Consider the following 15,548-nt stretch of genomic DNA (forward strand, 5'->3'; position numbering starts at 1 on the left):
GCGCACCAGCGGGGTCGTCGCATACCGTCTGGGATTGACGGTCCACGGGCACGAGGTGCTCAGCGACGTCTCCTTCACGGCGCGGCTGGGGACGTTGACCGCCGTGGTCGGTCCGTCGGCGGCGCGCAACTCGGCGCTGCTCGAACTGCTCGCCGGCACCCGGGAACTGAGCTCCGGCCGGGCCACCGTGGACGGCCACGACGTGCACGCCGAGCCCGAGTCGATGCGCACCCGGATCGGGGTCGTGCAGCGTGACGAGCGCGTGCACCCGCGGCTCACCGTCCAACAGGCCATGCGGTTCGCCGCCGAACTTCGCCTGCCGCCGGACACCGCACGCGAGCACCGCGAGCGGGTGGTGGACCAGGTGCTCGACGAACTCGAGCTCACACCACATCGCGCGACCCGGATCAGCAAGCTCGCGCCCGAGGTGCGCCGGTGTGTGTCGCTGGCCGTCGAATTGATCACCCGGCCGACGCTCCTCGTGGTCGACGAGCCGGGCGCCGGACTGGATGCGGCGCAACAAGACCACGTGATGGCGATCCTGCGCCGCCAGGCCGACATCGGATGTGTCGTGGTGGTGGCGATGTCATCGCCGTCCTCGCCGAGCGGCGTCAGCATCTGCGATCAGGTGGTGGTGCTCACCGGGCGCGGCGCAATGGCTTTCGTCGGGGCGCCCCTGCAGGTCGAGGCCTCGATGGGAACCACCGACTGGGCCAAGGCCCTCGAGCGGGTCGCGGCCGATCCCGACGGAGCCGATCGCGCATTCCGCGCCGGTCGCCAGGGGCCGCCCGCCCCGCCGGAGGTCGCCGCGCCGTGGCCGCTGCCCGCCGAGCTGCCCGCGAAGCGACAGATCCGGTTACTCACCCGCAGACAGCTCCGCCTGGTCTTCGCCGACCACCTCTCCTCGCTGTTCTTGGTGGTGCTGCCCTTCGTGTTGGCGGCGCTGACGCTGCTGATCCCGGGCGATTCCGGTTTGGAACGGCCCGCTCCGAGCAGCTCCAACGCCCACGAAGCCATCGAGGTCTTGGCCGCATTCAACATCGGCGCGGTGATCATCGGCACCGTGCTGACCATCCGCGCCATCGTCGAGGAGCGCCGCGTCTTCCGGCGTGAGCAGGCCGTCGGGCTGTCGGCGCCGGCCTATGTGGTGGCCAAGCTCCTCGTGTTCGGTCTGGCCGCGCTCATCTTGTCGGCTGTCTTCTACGCGATCGTCATCGTCGCGAAGGGTGGCCCCGTCCACGGCGCCGTGCTGCTGGGCAACGCGACGGTCGAACTCTATGTGAGCGTCGCCGTCACGGCCGTCGTGTCCGCGGCCGTCGGGTTGGTGCTGTCGACGATGGGCAACCGGCAGCGCGAGGTGCTGCCACTGCTCGTGCCGGTGATCCTCGCCTCGGCGCTGTTCAACGGGAGCCTGGTGCAGCTGGTGAGCAAGTGGGGCTTTCAGCAGATCTCCTGGTTCGTCCCGGCGCAGTGGGGCTTCGCGGCGTCGGCGTCCACCGTCGATCTGCGCAGGGTCGACGCACTGGCCGCCAATGCCTTGATGTGGACCCATTATTCGGGCTGGTGGGTGTTCGACATGGGGATGCTGATGGCCTTCGGGGCGATCGCGGCCGGCTTGACCCTGTATCGGTTGCGGGCGCCTGGCGGGACCGGGCGGGCGCTACATCGCGAACAGCAGGAACTGGGTGACCTGGCTGGCTGAAAAGTTGTTGTCGCTGACCAGCACCACCGATTGGCGGCCGTCGGGCAGCTTCGGCCCCAACGTGATCCCCTCGATGTTGTCGAGGGGCGACAGCCCCGGCGTCGCCGACAGATCGGCCGCCAGCGTCTTGGTCATCGGGGTCACGGCCACGCCCCGCATCGACGGCAGGGGCAGCACGTCGGTCGCGGCGCCGACGTCGGCGCGGTAGATCCGGATGGTCGGGGGCACCGCGGAGGATCGTTCCAGCACGAGAAACGTGGTGTCGGACAGCGCGACCAGGTCCGAGACCCCGTTGAGGTCCGCGGGCGGTGCGGGCGGTTCCATCGGGTAGGCGTACTGGGCGGTGGGCGCCCCGGTGTTGACGTCGAATTTGGTGATCCGGGTCAGAACGCCGCGGCCGTCGTCGCTTTTGGGTTCGTCGTCGCCATTGGGTTCGTCGTCGTTTTTGGGTTCGTCGTTATAGCCGGGGTCTTCCATTGCGGCGAACAGCCATTGGCCGTCGGGCGTCAGCGCCACCCCCTCCAGCGCCTTGTTGCGGCGCGGCCCGGTTTGCTGCGCGGACATGGCCAGGTTGGACGGCAAGGTGAACTGGCCGAGGTAGGCGCCGTCCAGCGCGGCGGTCCGCACCCAGGGGTCCAGCAACGCCGGCCCGGCGGTGAGCCGCTCGCCCTCCGAGCACCAGTACAGCCGCTGCCGGCCGGGGTCGAAGGCGATGCCCTCCGGGTCGGGAGGAATGACCGGCGGCGTGGTGTTCAGGCTCAGCGGCTCGAACGGGCGACCCGCCTCGTCGAGCAGCGGGTGGGTGGCGATGAAGGTGGCGTCGCGGATTCCGTTGTCGGACAATGACAGTCGCACGGTGTAGAAGCGGGCAGGGTTCTTCTCGGAGCGGTCGTCGCTGATCACGTAGTACTGTCGGCGCCCCGCGTCGTAGCTGATGCCCGACAGCCCGCCGATGACCGTGCCGTCGAAGGTGGCTCCGAACGCGACCTGCGACTGACCGAGGTAGGTCAGCATCGGCGGGCTCGCCGACCCCGGGGTGATACAGCCGGGGAGCACCAACGCCGCGCAGAGGCCCACCCCGAGCCCGCGGGCCAGCACGCGACTAGACATAGCGCCTGACGTGGCGGCAGTAGTCGGCGTAGAGGTGGCCGTACCGCTGCCGCATGAATTCCTCCTCACGCAACACTTGCCGGTGGAAGAGCGCGGTCGCGGCGACCAGATAGATCAGCGGCACCCAGTTGGGGAACACCAACAGCTGGCCGACCAGGAACACGAAGAAACCGACATAGATCGGGTTGCGGCTCCGCGCGAACACCCCGGTGGTCACCAACCGACCGGGTTGGGCGGCGTCGATGCCGACGCGGAAGCTCTTGCCGAACGACACCAGGCTCAGCACCAGGATTCCGAGACCGGCCAGGCACAGCGCCACGCCCAGCCATTCGAGGACCGGCGAGTGGAAAAACCGCTGGTGGCTGGCCAGGGGCCAACCGAAGGCGGCGGCGAACACCGTATAGAAGTAGAACAGCGCCACCGGCGGTATCAGGTAGTCCGTCTTGTCCAGCTTCCCGAAATGCATCGCCTGGGTGCCGGTCCGGCGCAGCTGCACGACCCGGCCCGCGACCGTGCCGACCAGCAGCACGACCATGACAGCGGCCAGGTATTGCGCCATCGCTCGATCATGGCACCGACATGTCGCCGCAGGGGGTGCACGCAACGCGAAAGTCGCGGGCGGATCACGCGATGGATGCACGCCGGACGAATTGTTTGCGGGGCCCGATCAGGGGGTTACCGTGCCTTTATGGCGCCAGACACGAAAAGCACTGCCGAACATCTGCGCAACGCCCTCGACGGGCGCTGGCGCGACGTGAAGAACCGGATGCGGGACACGATGACCGAAGACCTGTTCCGCCCGCATTACACCCCGAACACGGTGATCGCCCGCACCAAGGTGGCCGAGCAGATGCGGATCATGGCCGCGTTCGGTGTCGCCGCCGACAACTTCCGCAAGGAACACGGCGGCACCGGCGACGTGGGCGCGGCCATCACGATGATCGAGATGCTGGCGATGTCGGACCTGTCGCTGATGGTGAAGGCCGGTGTGCAGTGGGGGCTGTTCGGCGGTGCCGTCGAGAACCTGGGCACCGAGCGCCACCACGAGGCCTACGTGAAGAAGATCATCAGCCTCGAGTTGCGCGGCTGTTTCGCGATGACCGAGACCGGACACGGCAGTGACGTCCAGTCGCTGGAGACCACCGCGACCTACGATCCCGAGACCGAAGAGTTCGTCATCGACTCCCCCACCCCGACCGCCCGCAAGGACTACATCGGCGGCGCCGCCCAAACCGCCACCATGGCAGCGGTTTTCGCGCAGCTGATCACCACCGAGGACGGCAAGCCGGTCAACCACGGCGTGCACTGCCTGCTGGTCCCGATCCGCGACGCCGACGGCAACGACCTGCCAGGGGTGACGACGTCGGACTGCGAGTACAAGGGCGGCCTGCCCGGCGTCGACAACGGTCGGATCGTCTTCGACCACGTCCGCGTCCCGCGGGTGAACCTGCTGAACAAGTACGGCGACGTCGCCGCCGACGGCACGTACAGCTCGCCGATCGACAACCCCAACCGCCGCTTCTTCACCATGCTGGGCACGCTGGTTCGGGGCCGCATCACGGTGGGCGGCAGCGCGGGCGCCGCCGGTCGCGTCGCGCTCGACATCGCCACCCGGTATGCGTTGCAGCGCAGGCAATTCTGTGCGCCCGGCGAGGACACCGAGGTGCTGATCATGGACTACCTGGTGCATCAGCGCCGGCTGTTCCCGTTGATCGCCAAGTCGTACGCGCTGCAATTCGCGCAGAACGAACTGGTCGGCCGCTGCCACGACATCCAGACCGCGGACGCCCCGGACGCCGACGAGCAGCGCGAGCTCGAAGCGCGCGCCGCCGGTTTGAAGGCGGCCAACACCTGGCATGCTTCGCGCGCCATTCAGGAGGCGCGCGAGGCCTGCGGCGGCGCCGGCTACATGGCCGAGAACCGGCTGATCGGGCTGCGCGGCGACACCGACGTCTTCACCACGTTCGAGGGCGACAACCACGTGCTGACCCAGTTGGTGGCCAAGGAGCTGCTGACTGCCTACGCCGACGACATCCGCAGCATGAGCCCGGTGGAATGGGTGCGTTTCGCCGCCAACACCGTCGGCGAGCGGGTGCGCAAACGCACAGCGGCGGAAGCCATCATGCAGACGATCGTGGACGCGCGCCAAGACAGCGAGGAAGAAGGCAGCCTGTTCAACCGGGGCACCCAGGTGAACATGTTCGAGGAGCGGGAGGACTATCTGCTGTCCTCGGTCGCCCGCCGGCTGCAGGGCAAGTCCAAAGAAATGTCGGAGTTCGACGCGTTCAACGCCGTGCAAGATCACGTCCTGCACGCCGCGAACGCGCACATCGACCGAATCGTGTTGGAGGCGTTCGTCGCCGGGATCGACTCGTGCGAGGACGAGACGGCCCGCGAGCTGCTCGACCTGGTCTGCGACCTGTACGCGTTGTCGGTGATCGAGGACGACAAGGCCTGGTACATCGAGCATGGCTACCTGTCGACGGGCCGGGCCAAGGCGGTCACCCGCGGCATCAATGATCGGTGCCGCAAGCTGCGCCCGTACGCCGAGACGCTGGTCGACGGCTTCGGCATCCCCGAGCCGCTGCGGTACGCCGAGATGCTGCACCCGGAGAATCTGCCGGTCTGACCATCGCGAAAGCGACTGCGCCGCAAGGCTACTGATGCGGGATCGTGCCGAGCACCTGCAGCTTGCCATCCGGACCGATGCGGAACTTCGCCGTGCCGATTCCGGTGGGACAGCAGGGCTGATCCTTGCCGACCTGCCACTGGTATTGGACCGTGACGGTGTCAGCGGACGGCGCCAGCACGGTGATGTACGGCTTCGGGTTGGGCGTGGCCGGGCCCAGCGGGGTGTTGTGATCGAAGAACAAGAGCTGTTGCGGCGTCGACTCGCTTGCGATGGTGGGGATTATCTGAACCCAGTACAGCCGGCACTTGTTGGTGTGCCCCCTTGCGATTTCGACCCAACTCGAGCCCGGGACCTCGATTGGAACCGACGCGATCGCCTGGCGCACCGTGTCGGCCGTCGGCCCGTCGGAGTCCTTGCAGGTGTCGGCGCGCGGCGCCGGCGGCGCCGCCGGTTTACCGCCGCACGCCGAGGCCGACAAAACCAGCAGAATCACGAACAGGCGTCGCACATTGTGAGCTTAACGAAAACTGTGAATGTCCCATCTGTTTCGTCGGAACCCCATTCCTGAGACGCAATTCGGGGGGTTCGCCGGTAATCTGGGCGGCGTCGCAGATCGGCGTTGACCTGCGATTACCCGGTCGGCGACGGGCATTCCGGTCAGCTCACACATCGATGCGGATCCGGTGAGAGAAAGCCGTAAAACGGCGGAAACATCGAGCGCCCGACGCCGAAACATCATTGCCGCACCATTAGCGCGTAGGCCCTTGCGCGCTCGAGGGGAGGAATTCAGGCGTGGCCACCAAGCCGCACGGCGCCCCCGGGGACGCCGTGAACAGTCTGTGCGCCTACTGCGGCGTCGGCTGCGGAATGGTGTTGCAGGTCACAACCGATCCGCAGAGCGGCCGCCGTCACGTCGCGAAATCCATTGGCAGCACGAGCCACCCGGCCAACTTTGGCCGGTTGTGCACCAAGGGCGCGACCACTTCGGACATGCTGGCCGCCCCCGGACGGCTGGATTCGGCGTACGCGCGCGCCGACCGGGGCGAATCCCTCGAACCGGTCGACATGGATGCCGCGCTCACTCGGTCCGCGAAGCGGTTGCGGGCGATCATCGAACGGCACGGCCCCGATTCCTTCGCGATGTATGTGTCGGGCCAGATGTCCCTCGAGGCGCAGTACCTGGCGAACAAGCTGACCAAAGGGTTCATCCGCACCAATCAGATCGAGTCGAACTCGCGGCTGTGCATGGCCAGCGCGGGATCCGGCTACAAGCTCTCCCTAGGTGCGGACGGCCCGCCCGGCTCGTACCGCGACTTCGAACACGCCGACCTCTTCTTGGTCATCGGCTCCAACATGGCCGACTGCCACCCGATCCTGTTCCTGCGCATGATGGAGCGCGTCAAGGCCGGTGCCAAGCTGATCGTGGTGGACCCGCGCCGCACCGCGACCGCCGAGAAGGCGGACCTGTTCCTGCAGATCGCGCCGGGCACCGACCTCGCGTTGCTCAACGGGCTGCTGCACCTGATCGTCGCCAATGGGCAGACGGATCCGCACTTCATCGCACACTTCACCGAGGGCTGGGAGGCGATGCCGAACTTCCTCGAGCAGTACACCCCCGAGAAGGTCAGCGAAATCACCGGCCTCCCAACCGAAGACCTCCGCACCGCGGCCCGCTGGATCGGCGACGCCGAAAACTTCCTGAGCTGCTGGACGATGGGCCTCAACCAGAGCACCCACGGCACCTGGAACACCAACGCGATCTGCAACCTGCACCTGGCCACCGGCACGATCTGCAAACGCGGCAGCGGTCCCTTCTCGCTCACCGGGCAACCCAACGCGATGGGCGGCCGCGAAATGGGTTACATGGGGCCGGGTTTGCCGGGCCAGCGCTCGGTCCTATCGGCCCCCGACCGCGATTTCGTCGAGGACGTCTGGGGCATTCCGCGCGGCTCGCTGCGCACCGAGGTCGGCACCGGCACCGTCGACATGTTCTCCCGCATGGCCGATGGCGCCATCAAGGCGTGCTGGATCATTTGCACCAATCCCGTTGCCAGCGTTGCCAATCGCAAGACGGTGCTGGCGGGCCTGGAACGCGCCGACCTGGTGATCACCCAGGATGCGTTCCTCGAGACCGAAACCAGCGAGTACGCCGACATCGTGCTGCCGGCCGCCCTGTGGACGGAGTCGGAGGGGGTGATGATCAATTCCGAGCGCAACCTGACCCTTTTTCAGCCCGCCGTCCGGGCGCCCGGTCAAGCCTTGCCCGATTGGCAGATCATCGCCCGCATCGCCTGCGAGATGGGCTTTTCGGACTCGTTCAGCTACGACTCGGCGGAGCAGGTCTTCGAAGAGATCAAGCGGTTCTGGAATCCCGCGACCGGTTACGATCTGCGCGGCGCCAGCTACGAGCGGCTGCGGCAGACGCCGCTGCAGTGGCCGTGCCCACCACAGGGCACCGGCGATCGCAACCCGATCCGCTACCTCAACGACGGGATCAGCCAAACCCGGCTGGTGCGCGAGGACGGCAGCGTGCCCCGGTTGGCGTTCCCGACGCCGAGCGGCCGCGCGGTGTTCTTCGCGCGCCCGCACCTGCCGCCCAAGGAAATGCCCGACGACGACTACCCTTTCCTGCTCAACACGGGGCGCCTCCCGCACCAATGGCACACGATGACCAAGACCGGCAAGGTCGCCAAGCTCACCAAGCTCAACCCCGGGCCGTTCGTCGAGATCCACCCCGACGACGCCGCGCGGCTGCAGATCTCCGAAGGGGACTTCGTGGAGGTCGCGTCGCGCCGCGGCCGCGCCGTGCTGCCCGCCGTGGTCACCGACCGGGTGCGACCGGGCAACTGCTTCGCCCCGTTCCACTGGAACGACGCCTTCGGCGAGTACCTGTCGATCAATGCCGTCACCAACGATGCCGTCGACCCGATATCGCACCAACCGGAGTTCAAGGCCTGCGCCGTCGCCCTGGTCAAGGTTGCCGCCGAACCCGATCCGGTCACCGAAGCCGAAACCACGGTCGCCGCCGGCACCCTGCTGCCCGGACAGGAAATCAGCGTGTCACACGTCGACGCACTCGCCGAAATGTTCGGCGTCGCAGACGAACCCGCCCCGGCGTTCGATGAACGGGGCCGCTCCTACCTCGCCGGAATGCTGGCCGGCTTGCGTTCCGAAGCCGGGCGCCGCGCCGGCGGCGTGCCCACCCTGCCCGTCAGCGCACCTTTCGACTCGCGCACCCGGCTGTGGGTGGACGGCGTGCTCGCGGGAATGTTTGCGCGCAGCGCGGGCGCCCGCATGGTGCCTGAGTTGCCCGACGGCACCCCCACCGGTCCACGCCCCCAACCGGGTTCGGCGCCGGGGCGCGCGCCGGTCGTCGTGCTGTGGGCCTCGCAGACCGGGAATGCCGAAGAGCTCGCCACCGAGATCGCCGCGCGGCTGGGCGAGGCGAACGTGCCGGCCGCGCTGCACAGCATGGACGACTTCCCGATCGCCGAGCTGCCGACGACGCGGGAGGTGCTGCTGATCACCAGCACCACCGGCGACGGCGACCCACCGGACAACGGCGCCGGCCTGTGGCGGGCGCTGACCTCCGGCAGCCCACCACGATTCACCGACACCCGCTATGCGGTTCTGGCGCTGGGCGACTCCAACTACGACGACTTCTGCGGTCACGGACGCAAGCTCGACGAGCGTCTGGCGCAGCTGGGAGCGACCCGGATCGTCGACCGCGTCGACTGCGAACCCGACTACGACGACGCGGCCGGGAAGTGGCTGAGCGGTGTCATCGCCGCGCTGGCCCGTACGCCAACCCCGGCGGGCCGGGATGGCCGCGCGCCGGCGGCCGGGGCCACGACCGCCGCGCCGGCTCGGCCGGTGCACGGGCCTGCGGCGGTCGGATACAGCAAGAAGCATCCCCTGATCACCGACATGGCCCGCAACATCAGGCTGGGGCAGCCGCAGTCGGCAAAGGATGTGCGGCAGTTGGTGTTTCGCCTGCCCGAGGGCACGATCGCCTACGAGGCCGGTGACGCGCTAGGGGTGTGGCCGCGCAACAGCGACCGGCTGGTCGACGAGTGGCTATCCGTCACCGGACTGGACGGGCAGACCCCGGTCGAGGTCGGCGAGCACGGTCTGATGTCGTTGCGCTCCGCGCTCACCGAGCGAATCGAGATCGCGCACATCAGCCGTGACCTGGTGCGGTTCGTGCAGGAGCGCACCGGCGATCAGAAACTCGCCGAGCTGTTGAAGCCGGAGAACAAAGCCGACCTGAGCAATTGGGCGTGGGGCCGCCAGGCCATCGACCTGCTGGCGCAGCACCCGGTCTCGGCATCGGCCCACGAGTGGCTGAGGGTGCTCAAACGCCTTCAGCCGCGGCTGTATTCGATCTCGTCGAGCCCCAAGGAGTGGCCCGGCGAAGTTCACCTGACGGTCTCGCCGGTGCGCTACAACTTCCAGGGGGTGCCGCGCCGCGGGGTGTGTTCGACCTACCTTGCCGACCGCTCCCCCGGCGACCGGGTGGCCGTCTATTTGCAGCCGTCGAGCAACTTCCGGCCCCCCGCCGACCCGGACACCGCGATGATCATGATCGGTCCGGGCACCGGGATCGCGCCCTTCCGCGCCTTCCTGCAGGAGCGCCGGGCGCTCGGCCACACCGGTCCCAATTGGCTGTTCTTCGGCGAACAGCACGCCGCCACCGACTACTACTACCGCGACGAGATCGAACAGATGCGCGCCGACGGCCTGCTCACCGAGCTGGACCTGGCGTTCTCCCGCGACCAGCGCGACAAGGTCTACGTGCAGCACCTGATGCGCGACCGCGGGGAGCAGCTGTGGCGCTGGCTGCAGGACGGCGCACAGCTGTACGTCTGCGGTAACGCCGACCCGATGGCCAAGGACGTCGACCGCACGCTCTGCGAGATCGCCGCCCGGCACGGCAACCTCGAGCCGGACGCGGCGCGGGCCTACGTCCAGGCGCTGGCCGCCGACAAGCGCTACCACCGCGACGTCTACTAAAGCGCCCGCCCGAGCGCCTGTAATACGACGGAAACGTCGCACACCCGCCGCCGAAACATCCCCGTCGCACCATTGCCTCATCTGGTTGCGTCGAGGAGGGGCCGTGAGCGTCGCTCGGGAGTGTGATGGGCCCGACCGGGTCATGAAAAGCGTCTGCCCGCTGCGGTGCCCGCGGCATCCCGAAGGCCGGGCGTCGGCCGCCGGCCAGGTCGATTGGGCGGGGCTGCCCGTCAACCTCGACATGGCGTTCTCCAGGGAGAAGCGCGACAAGGTCTACGTGCAACACGTGATGCGCAAGCAGGGCAGCCAGCTGTGGCGGTGGGTGCACGGCGACGCGCAGGTGTGCGTCTGCGAAAACGCGGTCGACGACCTCACCAGCACCAACCAGTAATCGCCGGCGGCGCCTCCGGCGCATCCGTGCCCACGAAACATAAACCGCTGCGTTGCTTTGCGGCGTGTCATCGCAGACGTTTATGTGTCGCGGCCGCGAAGGCGATATGGTCTACCCGCAGCCGCGCGCACCCCCCTTCAGTCCACCTGGACGGAAACGGTCTGGATCGCGTTGCCGCCGTACCCGAGGCGGTTCCATTCGGGCAGTTCAGGCTGCGTGTTCCCGGCCCGATCGGTGGCCCGCGCCCGCACGGTGGTGGCTCCGCGGACGTCGCAACGCGCGAACAACTCCCACCACTGCCAGCTGTGCCGCCGTCGTTCGCCGACGAGTCGGGCGGGCCGCCAGGGGCCCCCGCCGATGGAAACGTCCACGCGGTCGATCGGGGCGGCACCCGACCACGCGACGCCTCGGACGACGAATTCCCCGGCTGTCACCGAGGCGCCGTCGGAGGGCTGAGCGATCAGCGCGCGGACGCGCTGCAGGCGGACGGGCTCGCGAACGACGCGGCCATCACGCTCCCATTCGTAGTGGTAGCGCTTCGTCTGGAAGAAGGCCTCGAATGGACGGTCGATCACCTCGATCTCGGTCAGCCATTTGACCGATGCGACGGAATACCATCCGGGCACGATGAGCCGGACGGGACGGCCATGCTGCAGCGGCAGCGGTTCACCGTTCATCGCGTACGCGATGAGCGTGCCGGAGTCGCGTGCGTCGTCGAGGGACAAGGCGCGCTCGAACCGCACGGGCGCGGTCGCGCCGTCGACCAATCCCGTGTCGGCACCGCGAAATACGACGTGGTGAGCGCCGGGCGCCACGCCCGCACGATCCAAGACCTCCGCGAGAGGTACACCGGTCCATTCGGCCGTGCTCGCTGCCCCGAAATGCCACTGCTCGCCGTCGACGGGCGGATCGAAGCGGACCCGCCCGTTGCCCGCGCATTCCAGCGTGGCGACCAGCGACTGCGCCGGCAGATTGTGCAGATCGCGCAGGCGCAGGCGCAACGGCCGATCGACCAGCCCGCTGACCGTCAATTCATACCGCTCGGGATCCAACACCGGCGTGGTGAAGTGGTTACGCACGTAAAAGTGGTTGGCGGGCATGACGACACCGCCTACCAGCGCCGCCAGCGAGGTCTCGCAGTTCAGCGGATCCTCGCGGTGCACAACAAGTCCGGGGTATCCGCCGTCGTTGACGACCGGCAACCCGACGGCCCCCCATGCGCACATGCCGCCGGCGAGATTCACCGCATCGAAGCCCGACCGGCGAAGCGACGCCGCCACCGCCGCCGAACGCCCGCCCGACCGGCAGACCACAACGATGCAGCGGTCGCGCGGCAGTTCGTGTTGTCGAGTACGCACGCGGCCGGCCGGCATCAGCATCGCGGTCGGCGCGTGCTCGGTACACCATTCGTGGGGCTCCCGCACATCAAGCAGCAGCGCCCCCGCGTCAACCAGGGCCTTGGCCGCTCGGGGGCCGACCCGCGGTGCGTCGGAGGCGATCTCATCGCGATCCGACACCGGGAAGCCGGCGTCTTGCCAGGCGCCAAACCCGCCAACCACGTCCGACACGTCGTCAAAGCCCGCGGACCGCAGAACGCTGGCCGCCACCATCGAGCGGTAGCCGCTGGCGCAGTAAACGACAACCGGTGCGCTCGGATCCAGCGCCGTCAACGAATCCGTCAGCGCCGGCAACGGCATGGTCCGCGCACCGGGGATGACGCCGTCCGCCGCCTCCTGCGGGCCGCGGACGTCCAGCAGTTGCAGATCGGGCTCCAACCCGCGCAGTTCGGCGAGCTGCCCGACGGTCAATCGCGGGGTGCTCTCGACGAGATCCGGCCGGTGAGCGAAAACCGTTGCGAGGTCGCGCAACTGACCGATCACCCGATCAAAGCCCACACGGGACAGGCGGGTCTTGGACTCACCCGCCAGGGTAGGGTCGCCGACCAAAACGATGCCGCGATCCGGCGACAAGACGGTTCCGGCCCACTCGGCGAAGCGTCCTCGCAGGCCGACGTTGACCGCACCGCGGAGATGCCGCGCCGCGAAGTCATCGGGCTCCCTGCCGTCCAGCAGAATCGCACCGGCCTCTGCGTGCCGGCGCACCTCCTCGATGTCCAGCAACGAGGGCTGATTTTCGTCGAGCAGCGGGCGCACCTGGCGATTTCGGTGAGCCGCGAAGGAAAAGTAGCGCGGCTGCACCGGCTGGCCCTCGGTGATCGCTGCGACGAATTGATCCACACCGCCGGCCCGCAGCGCATAGTTGGACCGCCGTTGCTCGCCGATCGTCGAACTTGTCTCGCTCGACAGCCGCTTTCCGCACATCGAGCCGGCGCCATGTGCGGGGAACACGCGCGTCGCGTCCGGCAGCCTCAGGAGCTTGGTCCGCAACGATCCATAAAGCGTTGCGGCGAGTGCGTCCGCCGATACACCGGAAGCGACGAGAAGATCCGGGCGCCCGACATCACCGACGAACAGTGTGTCGCCGGTGAGCACGCCGTACGGTGCCTCGTCGTCGGCGTGCTCGTAGACCACGACACAGATCGACTCGGGGGTGTGACCGGGTGTCGCCAGGATTTCGAGGGCGACGTCTCCCAGCGAGATCCGTTGGCCGTCGTGCAGCGACTCGACCGGGAAGTCGACGTCGGCGCCCTCGCCAAAACAGATTCGCGCTCCGGTGGCCGCCGCGAGTTCCAAGTGGCCGCTCAAAAAGTCGGCGTGGATATGGGTCTCGATGACCCGGTCGATCTGAAGCCCGCGCTCCGCCGCTTCGCGGAGGTACTCGTCGACGTCGCGGCGCGGGTCGACGACGACCGCTCGCCGGGTGGTCTCATCGCCGATCAGATACGAAGCGTGCGACAAACACTCCAGGTAGTGCTGCGTGAAGATCATCCACTTCCCTTTCGTCGATCGTCACCGGGTGTGCGAAGCGGGCTGTCCGTAGACGGCCACGACGACGGTGCGGTCCAGGCTGTTGTCGGACCACACCCCGATGCTGGTGTTCGCACAGTCACGGATGATCGCCATGTCGTCGGGGTTGTAGTACCACTGGTTGACGAGTTCGAGGCTGCTCATGGCCAGGGCCGGGTTGATCGCGACCGTCTCGGCGGCCCTGCCGTTGAAGCCGGCGGCGTTGGCCCGGTCCTGCGGCGTGGACCCGTCGGACCCGATGTCGCCGTTGATGTTCCGGTTGTTGATCATGTCCTCGGCGTGCCACTCGGCGGCGAGCGTCAGCGCATTGTTGCGGATGACGTCGTTGGTGCAGCCCGCCTGGTGCTGCAGGGTGTAGACGGCGGACACGACGGCGCTGTTGAGCCGCTTGTTGTCGGCGTGGGCGACTTCGGCCATCGACACCGCGGCGCACGCGGCGACGACGGCGGCGACCACCAACCGGACCGGACCGCGCACCCGAACCACCACGTCCCGCATCACACCGGGTCGAAGTGCGAGACCAGCCACCGGCCGTTCACCTTGTCCAACGCCACCCGAATGACGGGCTGGGTGTCGGTCGGCACGCCATCACCGATGGTCACCGTTTGATTGGCGAACAACAGCACCACCGCGTGGTCGGCGGTCACCGAAACGGGCGCCGCCGCAGTCACTTTGACCACCGCGGTGATGCGCTTTTCTTTGGCGCCCGGGATGACGACCTCGCGGATCAGCGTGGAGTAGGCGTCCTTGAACTCGCCGGTCAGCCGGTCGCGCGCCGCGCCGAGGTCCTTGTCCACCGACTCCGGCTTGTAGGACAGGAGCGCGACGGTGTCGTCACTGGCCACCCGCACCGCTTCGGCCCGCGCCCCCGCGAGGTCGTCGGCCGAGCCGCCCGCCCACCTGAGGTACCCGGCTCCAAGCGCCAGCAGCAACGCCAATCCGGGCAGCACACCGAAAGCGATCACACGCTTCCACTCGATGCGCCGCTTCCCGCGCGCGCGGTCCTCCTCGGTGGCCTCCGCGTCATCTTGGGTGGCCTCGTCGTCGACCACCACATCGTCGACATCGACATCGTCGGCACCGGTGTCGGTCTTGTCACTGAGGATCGTCATGGCACGAACACCACGTTCGACACCTTGGGGTCGCCCGCGACCGAGCGGACCTCGATGCGCATGCGCCACTCTCGCGGCGCCTCCTCGCCGCCGGCGGTTCGTGATTTCACCGCCACCGCGACCAGCACCTGGGCGGCGTCACCCCGCTGCGATTCCAGACCCGCGTCCGTGACGGTGCCCTCCGATTTGGACTGCGCCGCCTTGACGACGTCGATGAACGGCTTGGACCGTTGTTCGAAGTCGTCGCGGAACGCTCCGGTGGCCCCATCGAGGATCCGCTGCACGTCGGCCTCGGCCTCGGTGTAGTTGATCGTGGTGAGGTTCACCGCGGCCTGGCGGGCGGTCCGGACGAATGAGTCACGCCGGGCCTGCTCCTCGTGCTTCTGGAAGGCGTGGTATCCGAACCAGCCGGCCAACGCGGTCAACGCGGCCACGATGACGCTTCCGGCCACCAGGGCCGAGCCGACGTGGGTAAGCCGTCGACGCGACAGGCGGTCCCGCCAGAGCGACGGTGGCGGAACGGATTCGGTTCCGCCACCGTCGCTCTCATCGACATCGCCGCCGTTGTCGGCGTTGTCGGTGCCATTCTCGGTTGTGACACTGACGATTTCGCCGTCATCAGGGTTGTCCGGTTCGTCGGCCATGTTGCTCCTCACTGTCC

The 15,548-nt window shown here is 68.1% G+C and carries 11 protein-coding genes and 1 pseudogene; 4 read left to right on the forward strand and 8 right to left on the reverse strand.

What is annotated here, in order from left to right; all coding sequences use genetic code 11:
* On the forward strand, nucleotides 1–1,702 hold a 1,702-nt coding region (locus A5705_RS08535; RefSeq protein ID WP_068276841.1), incomplete at its 5' end, for an ATP-binding cassette domain-containing protein.
* On the opposite strand, the gene A5705_RS08540 is transcribed toward A5705_RS08535, so the two are convergent.
* Both A5705_RS08540 and A5705_RS08545 read right to left on the reverse strand, forming a co-directional pair.
* Nucleotides 1,661–2,812, reverse strand: a complete 1,152-nt coding sequence (locus A5705_RS08540) for an esterase-like activity of phytase family protein (protein ID WP_067878076.1) — start codon at nucleotides 2,810–2,812, stop codon at nucleotides 1,661–1,663. The genes A5705_RS08535 and A5705_RS08540 overlap by 42 nt on opposite strands.
* Nucleotides 2,805–3,371 carry an isoprenylcysteine carboxylmethyltransferase family protein gene (locus tag A5705_RS08545; RefSeq protein ID WP_067878073.1) on the reverse strand — a complete coding sequence of 189 codons (567 nt, stop codon included), beginning with the start codon at nucleotides 3,369–3,371 and terminating at the stop codon, nucleotides 2,805–2,807. Before A5705_RS08545 ends, A5705_RS08540 begins: the two co-directional genes overlap by 8 nt.
* A gap of 129 nt (nucleotides 3,372–3,500) precedes the next feature.
* Between A5705_RS08545 and A5705_RS08550 the strand changes: the two genes are divergently transcribed.
* Nucleotides 3,501–5,441, forward strand: a complete 1,941-nt coding sequence (locus A5705_RS08550; protein WP_068276844.1) for an acyl-CoA dehydrogenase — start codon at nucleotides 3,501–3,503, stop codon at nucleotides 5,439–5,441.
* Nucleotides 5,442–5,469: 28 nt separating this feature from the next.
* On the opposite strand, the gene A5705_RS08555 is transcribed toward A5705_RS08550, so the two are convergent.
* Nucleotides 5,470–5,937 carry an LppP/LprE family lipoprotein gene (locus A5705_RS08555; RefSeq protein WP_067878098.1) on the reverse strand — a complete coding sequence of 156 codons (468 nt, stop codon included), beginning with the start codon at nucleotides 5,935–5,937 and terminating at the stop codon, nucleotides 5,470–5,472.
* Nucleotides 5,938–6,311: 374 nt separating this feature from the next.
* Here A5705_RS08555 and A5705_RS08560 point away from each other — a divergent pair, with 374 nt between their 5' ends.
* Nucleotides 6,312–10,457 carry a bifunctional nitrate reductase/sulfite reductase flavoprotein subunit alpha gene (locus tag A5705_RS08560; RefSeq protein WP_067878092.1) on the forward strand — a complete coding sequence of 1,382 codons (4,146 nt, stop codon included), beginning with the start codon at nucleotides 6,312–6,314 and terminating at the stop codon, nucleotides 10,455–10,457.
* A gap of 142 nt (nucleotides 10,458–10,599) precedes the next feature.
* Entirely contained in the window at nucleotides 10,600–10,848 is a 249-nt protein-coding gene (locus A5705_RS08565) for a hypothetical protein (protein WP_067878067.1), read from the forward strand.
* Between the two features lie 137 nt (nucleotides 10,849–10,985).
* On the opposite strand, the gene A5705_RS28470 is transcribed toward A5705_RS08565, so the two are convergent.
* The 5 genes and pseudogenes from A5705_RS28470 to A5705_RS08585 form a co-directional block, all read right to left on the reverse strand.
* Nucleotides 10,986–12,365, reverse strand: coding sequence for a molybdopterin-dependent oxidoreductase (locus A5705_RS28470; RefSeq protein ID WP_231982390.1), 1,380 nt, complete (start codon nucleotides 12,363–12,365; stop codon nucleotides 10,986–10,988).
* A 9-nt stretch (nucleotides 12,366–12,374) separates the two neighbouring features.
* Nucleotides 12,375–13,736 (reverse strand): annotated as a pseudogene (locus tag A5705_RS28475) (rhodanese-like domain-containing protein); the annotation flags it as partial.
* 21 nt (nucleotides 13,737–13,757) lie between these two features.
* A complete protein-coding gene (locus A5705_RS08575) occupies nucleotides 13,758–14,273 on the reverse strand; it encodes a CAP domain-containing protein (protein WP_067878060.1) in 516 nt (171 codons plus the stop codon).
* Entirely contained in the window at nucleotides 14,273–14,887 is a 615-nt protein-coding gene (locus A5705_RS08580) for a hypothetical protein (protein WP_156738344.1), read from the reverse strand. Before A5705_RS08580 ends, A5705_RS08575 begins: the two co-directional genes overlap by 1 nt.
* A complete protein-coding gene (locus A5705_RS08585) occupies nucleotides 14,884–15,531 on the reverse strand; it encodes an Mce protein (RefSeq protein WP_067878053.1) in 648 nt (215 codons plus the stop codon). The genes A5705_RS08580 and A5705_RS08585 overlap by 4 nt, the downstream gene beginning before the upstream one ends.
* Nucleotides 15,532–15,548: the final 17 nt, after the last annotated feature.

The organism is Mycobacterium sp. E787 (assembly GCF_001668725.1).
GTDB lineage: Bacteria > Actinomycetota > Actinomycetes > Mycobacteriales > Mycobacteriaceae > Mycobacterium.

Bases quoted from the DNA above. Each gene is read 5' to 3' on its own strand.
- A5705_RS08540 (WP_067878076.1), bottom strand. From the start codon at position 2,812: ATGTCTAGTCGCGTGCTGGCCCGCGGGCTCGGGGTGGGCCTCTGCGCG.
- A5705_RS08545 (WP_067878073.1), bottom strand. From the start codon at position 3,371: ATGGCGCAATACCTGGCCGCTGTCATGGTCGTGCTGCTGGTCGGCACG.
- A5705_RS08550 (WP_068276844.1), top strand. From the start codon at position 3,501: ATGGCGCCAGACACGAAAAGCACTGCCGAACATCTGCGCAACGCCCTC.
- A5705_RS08560 (WP_067878092.1), top strand. From the start codon at position 6,312: ATGGTGTTGCAGGTCACAACCGATCCGCAGAGCGGCCGCCGTCACGTC.
- A5705_RS08565 (WP_067878067.1), top strand. From the start codon at position 10,600: ATGAAAAGCGTCTGCCCGCTGCGGTGCCCGCGGCATCCCGAAGGCCGG.
- A5705_RS08575 (WP_067878060.1), bottom strand. From the start codon at position 14,273: ATGCGGGACGTGGTGGTTCGGGTGCGCGGTCCGGTCCGGTTGGTGGTC.
- A5705_RS08580 (WP_156738344.1), bottom strand. From the start codon at position 14,887: ATGACGATCCTCAGTGACAAGACCGACACCGGTGCCGACGATGTCGAT.
- A5705_RS08585 (WP_067878053.1), bottom strand. From the start codon at position 15,531: ATGGCCGACGAACCGGACAACCCTGATGACGGCGAAATCGTCAGTGTC.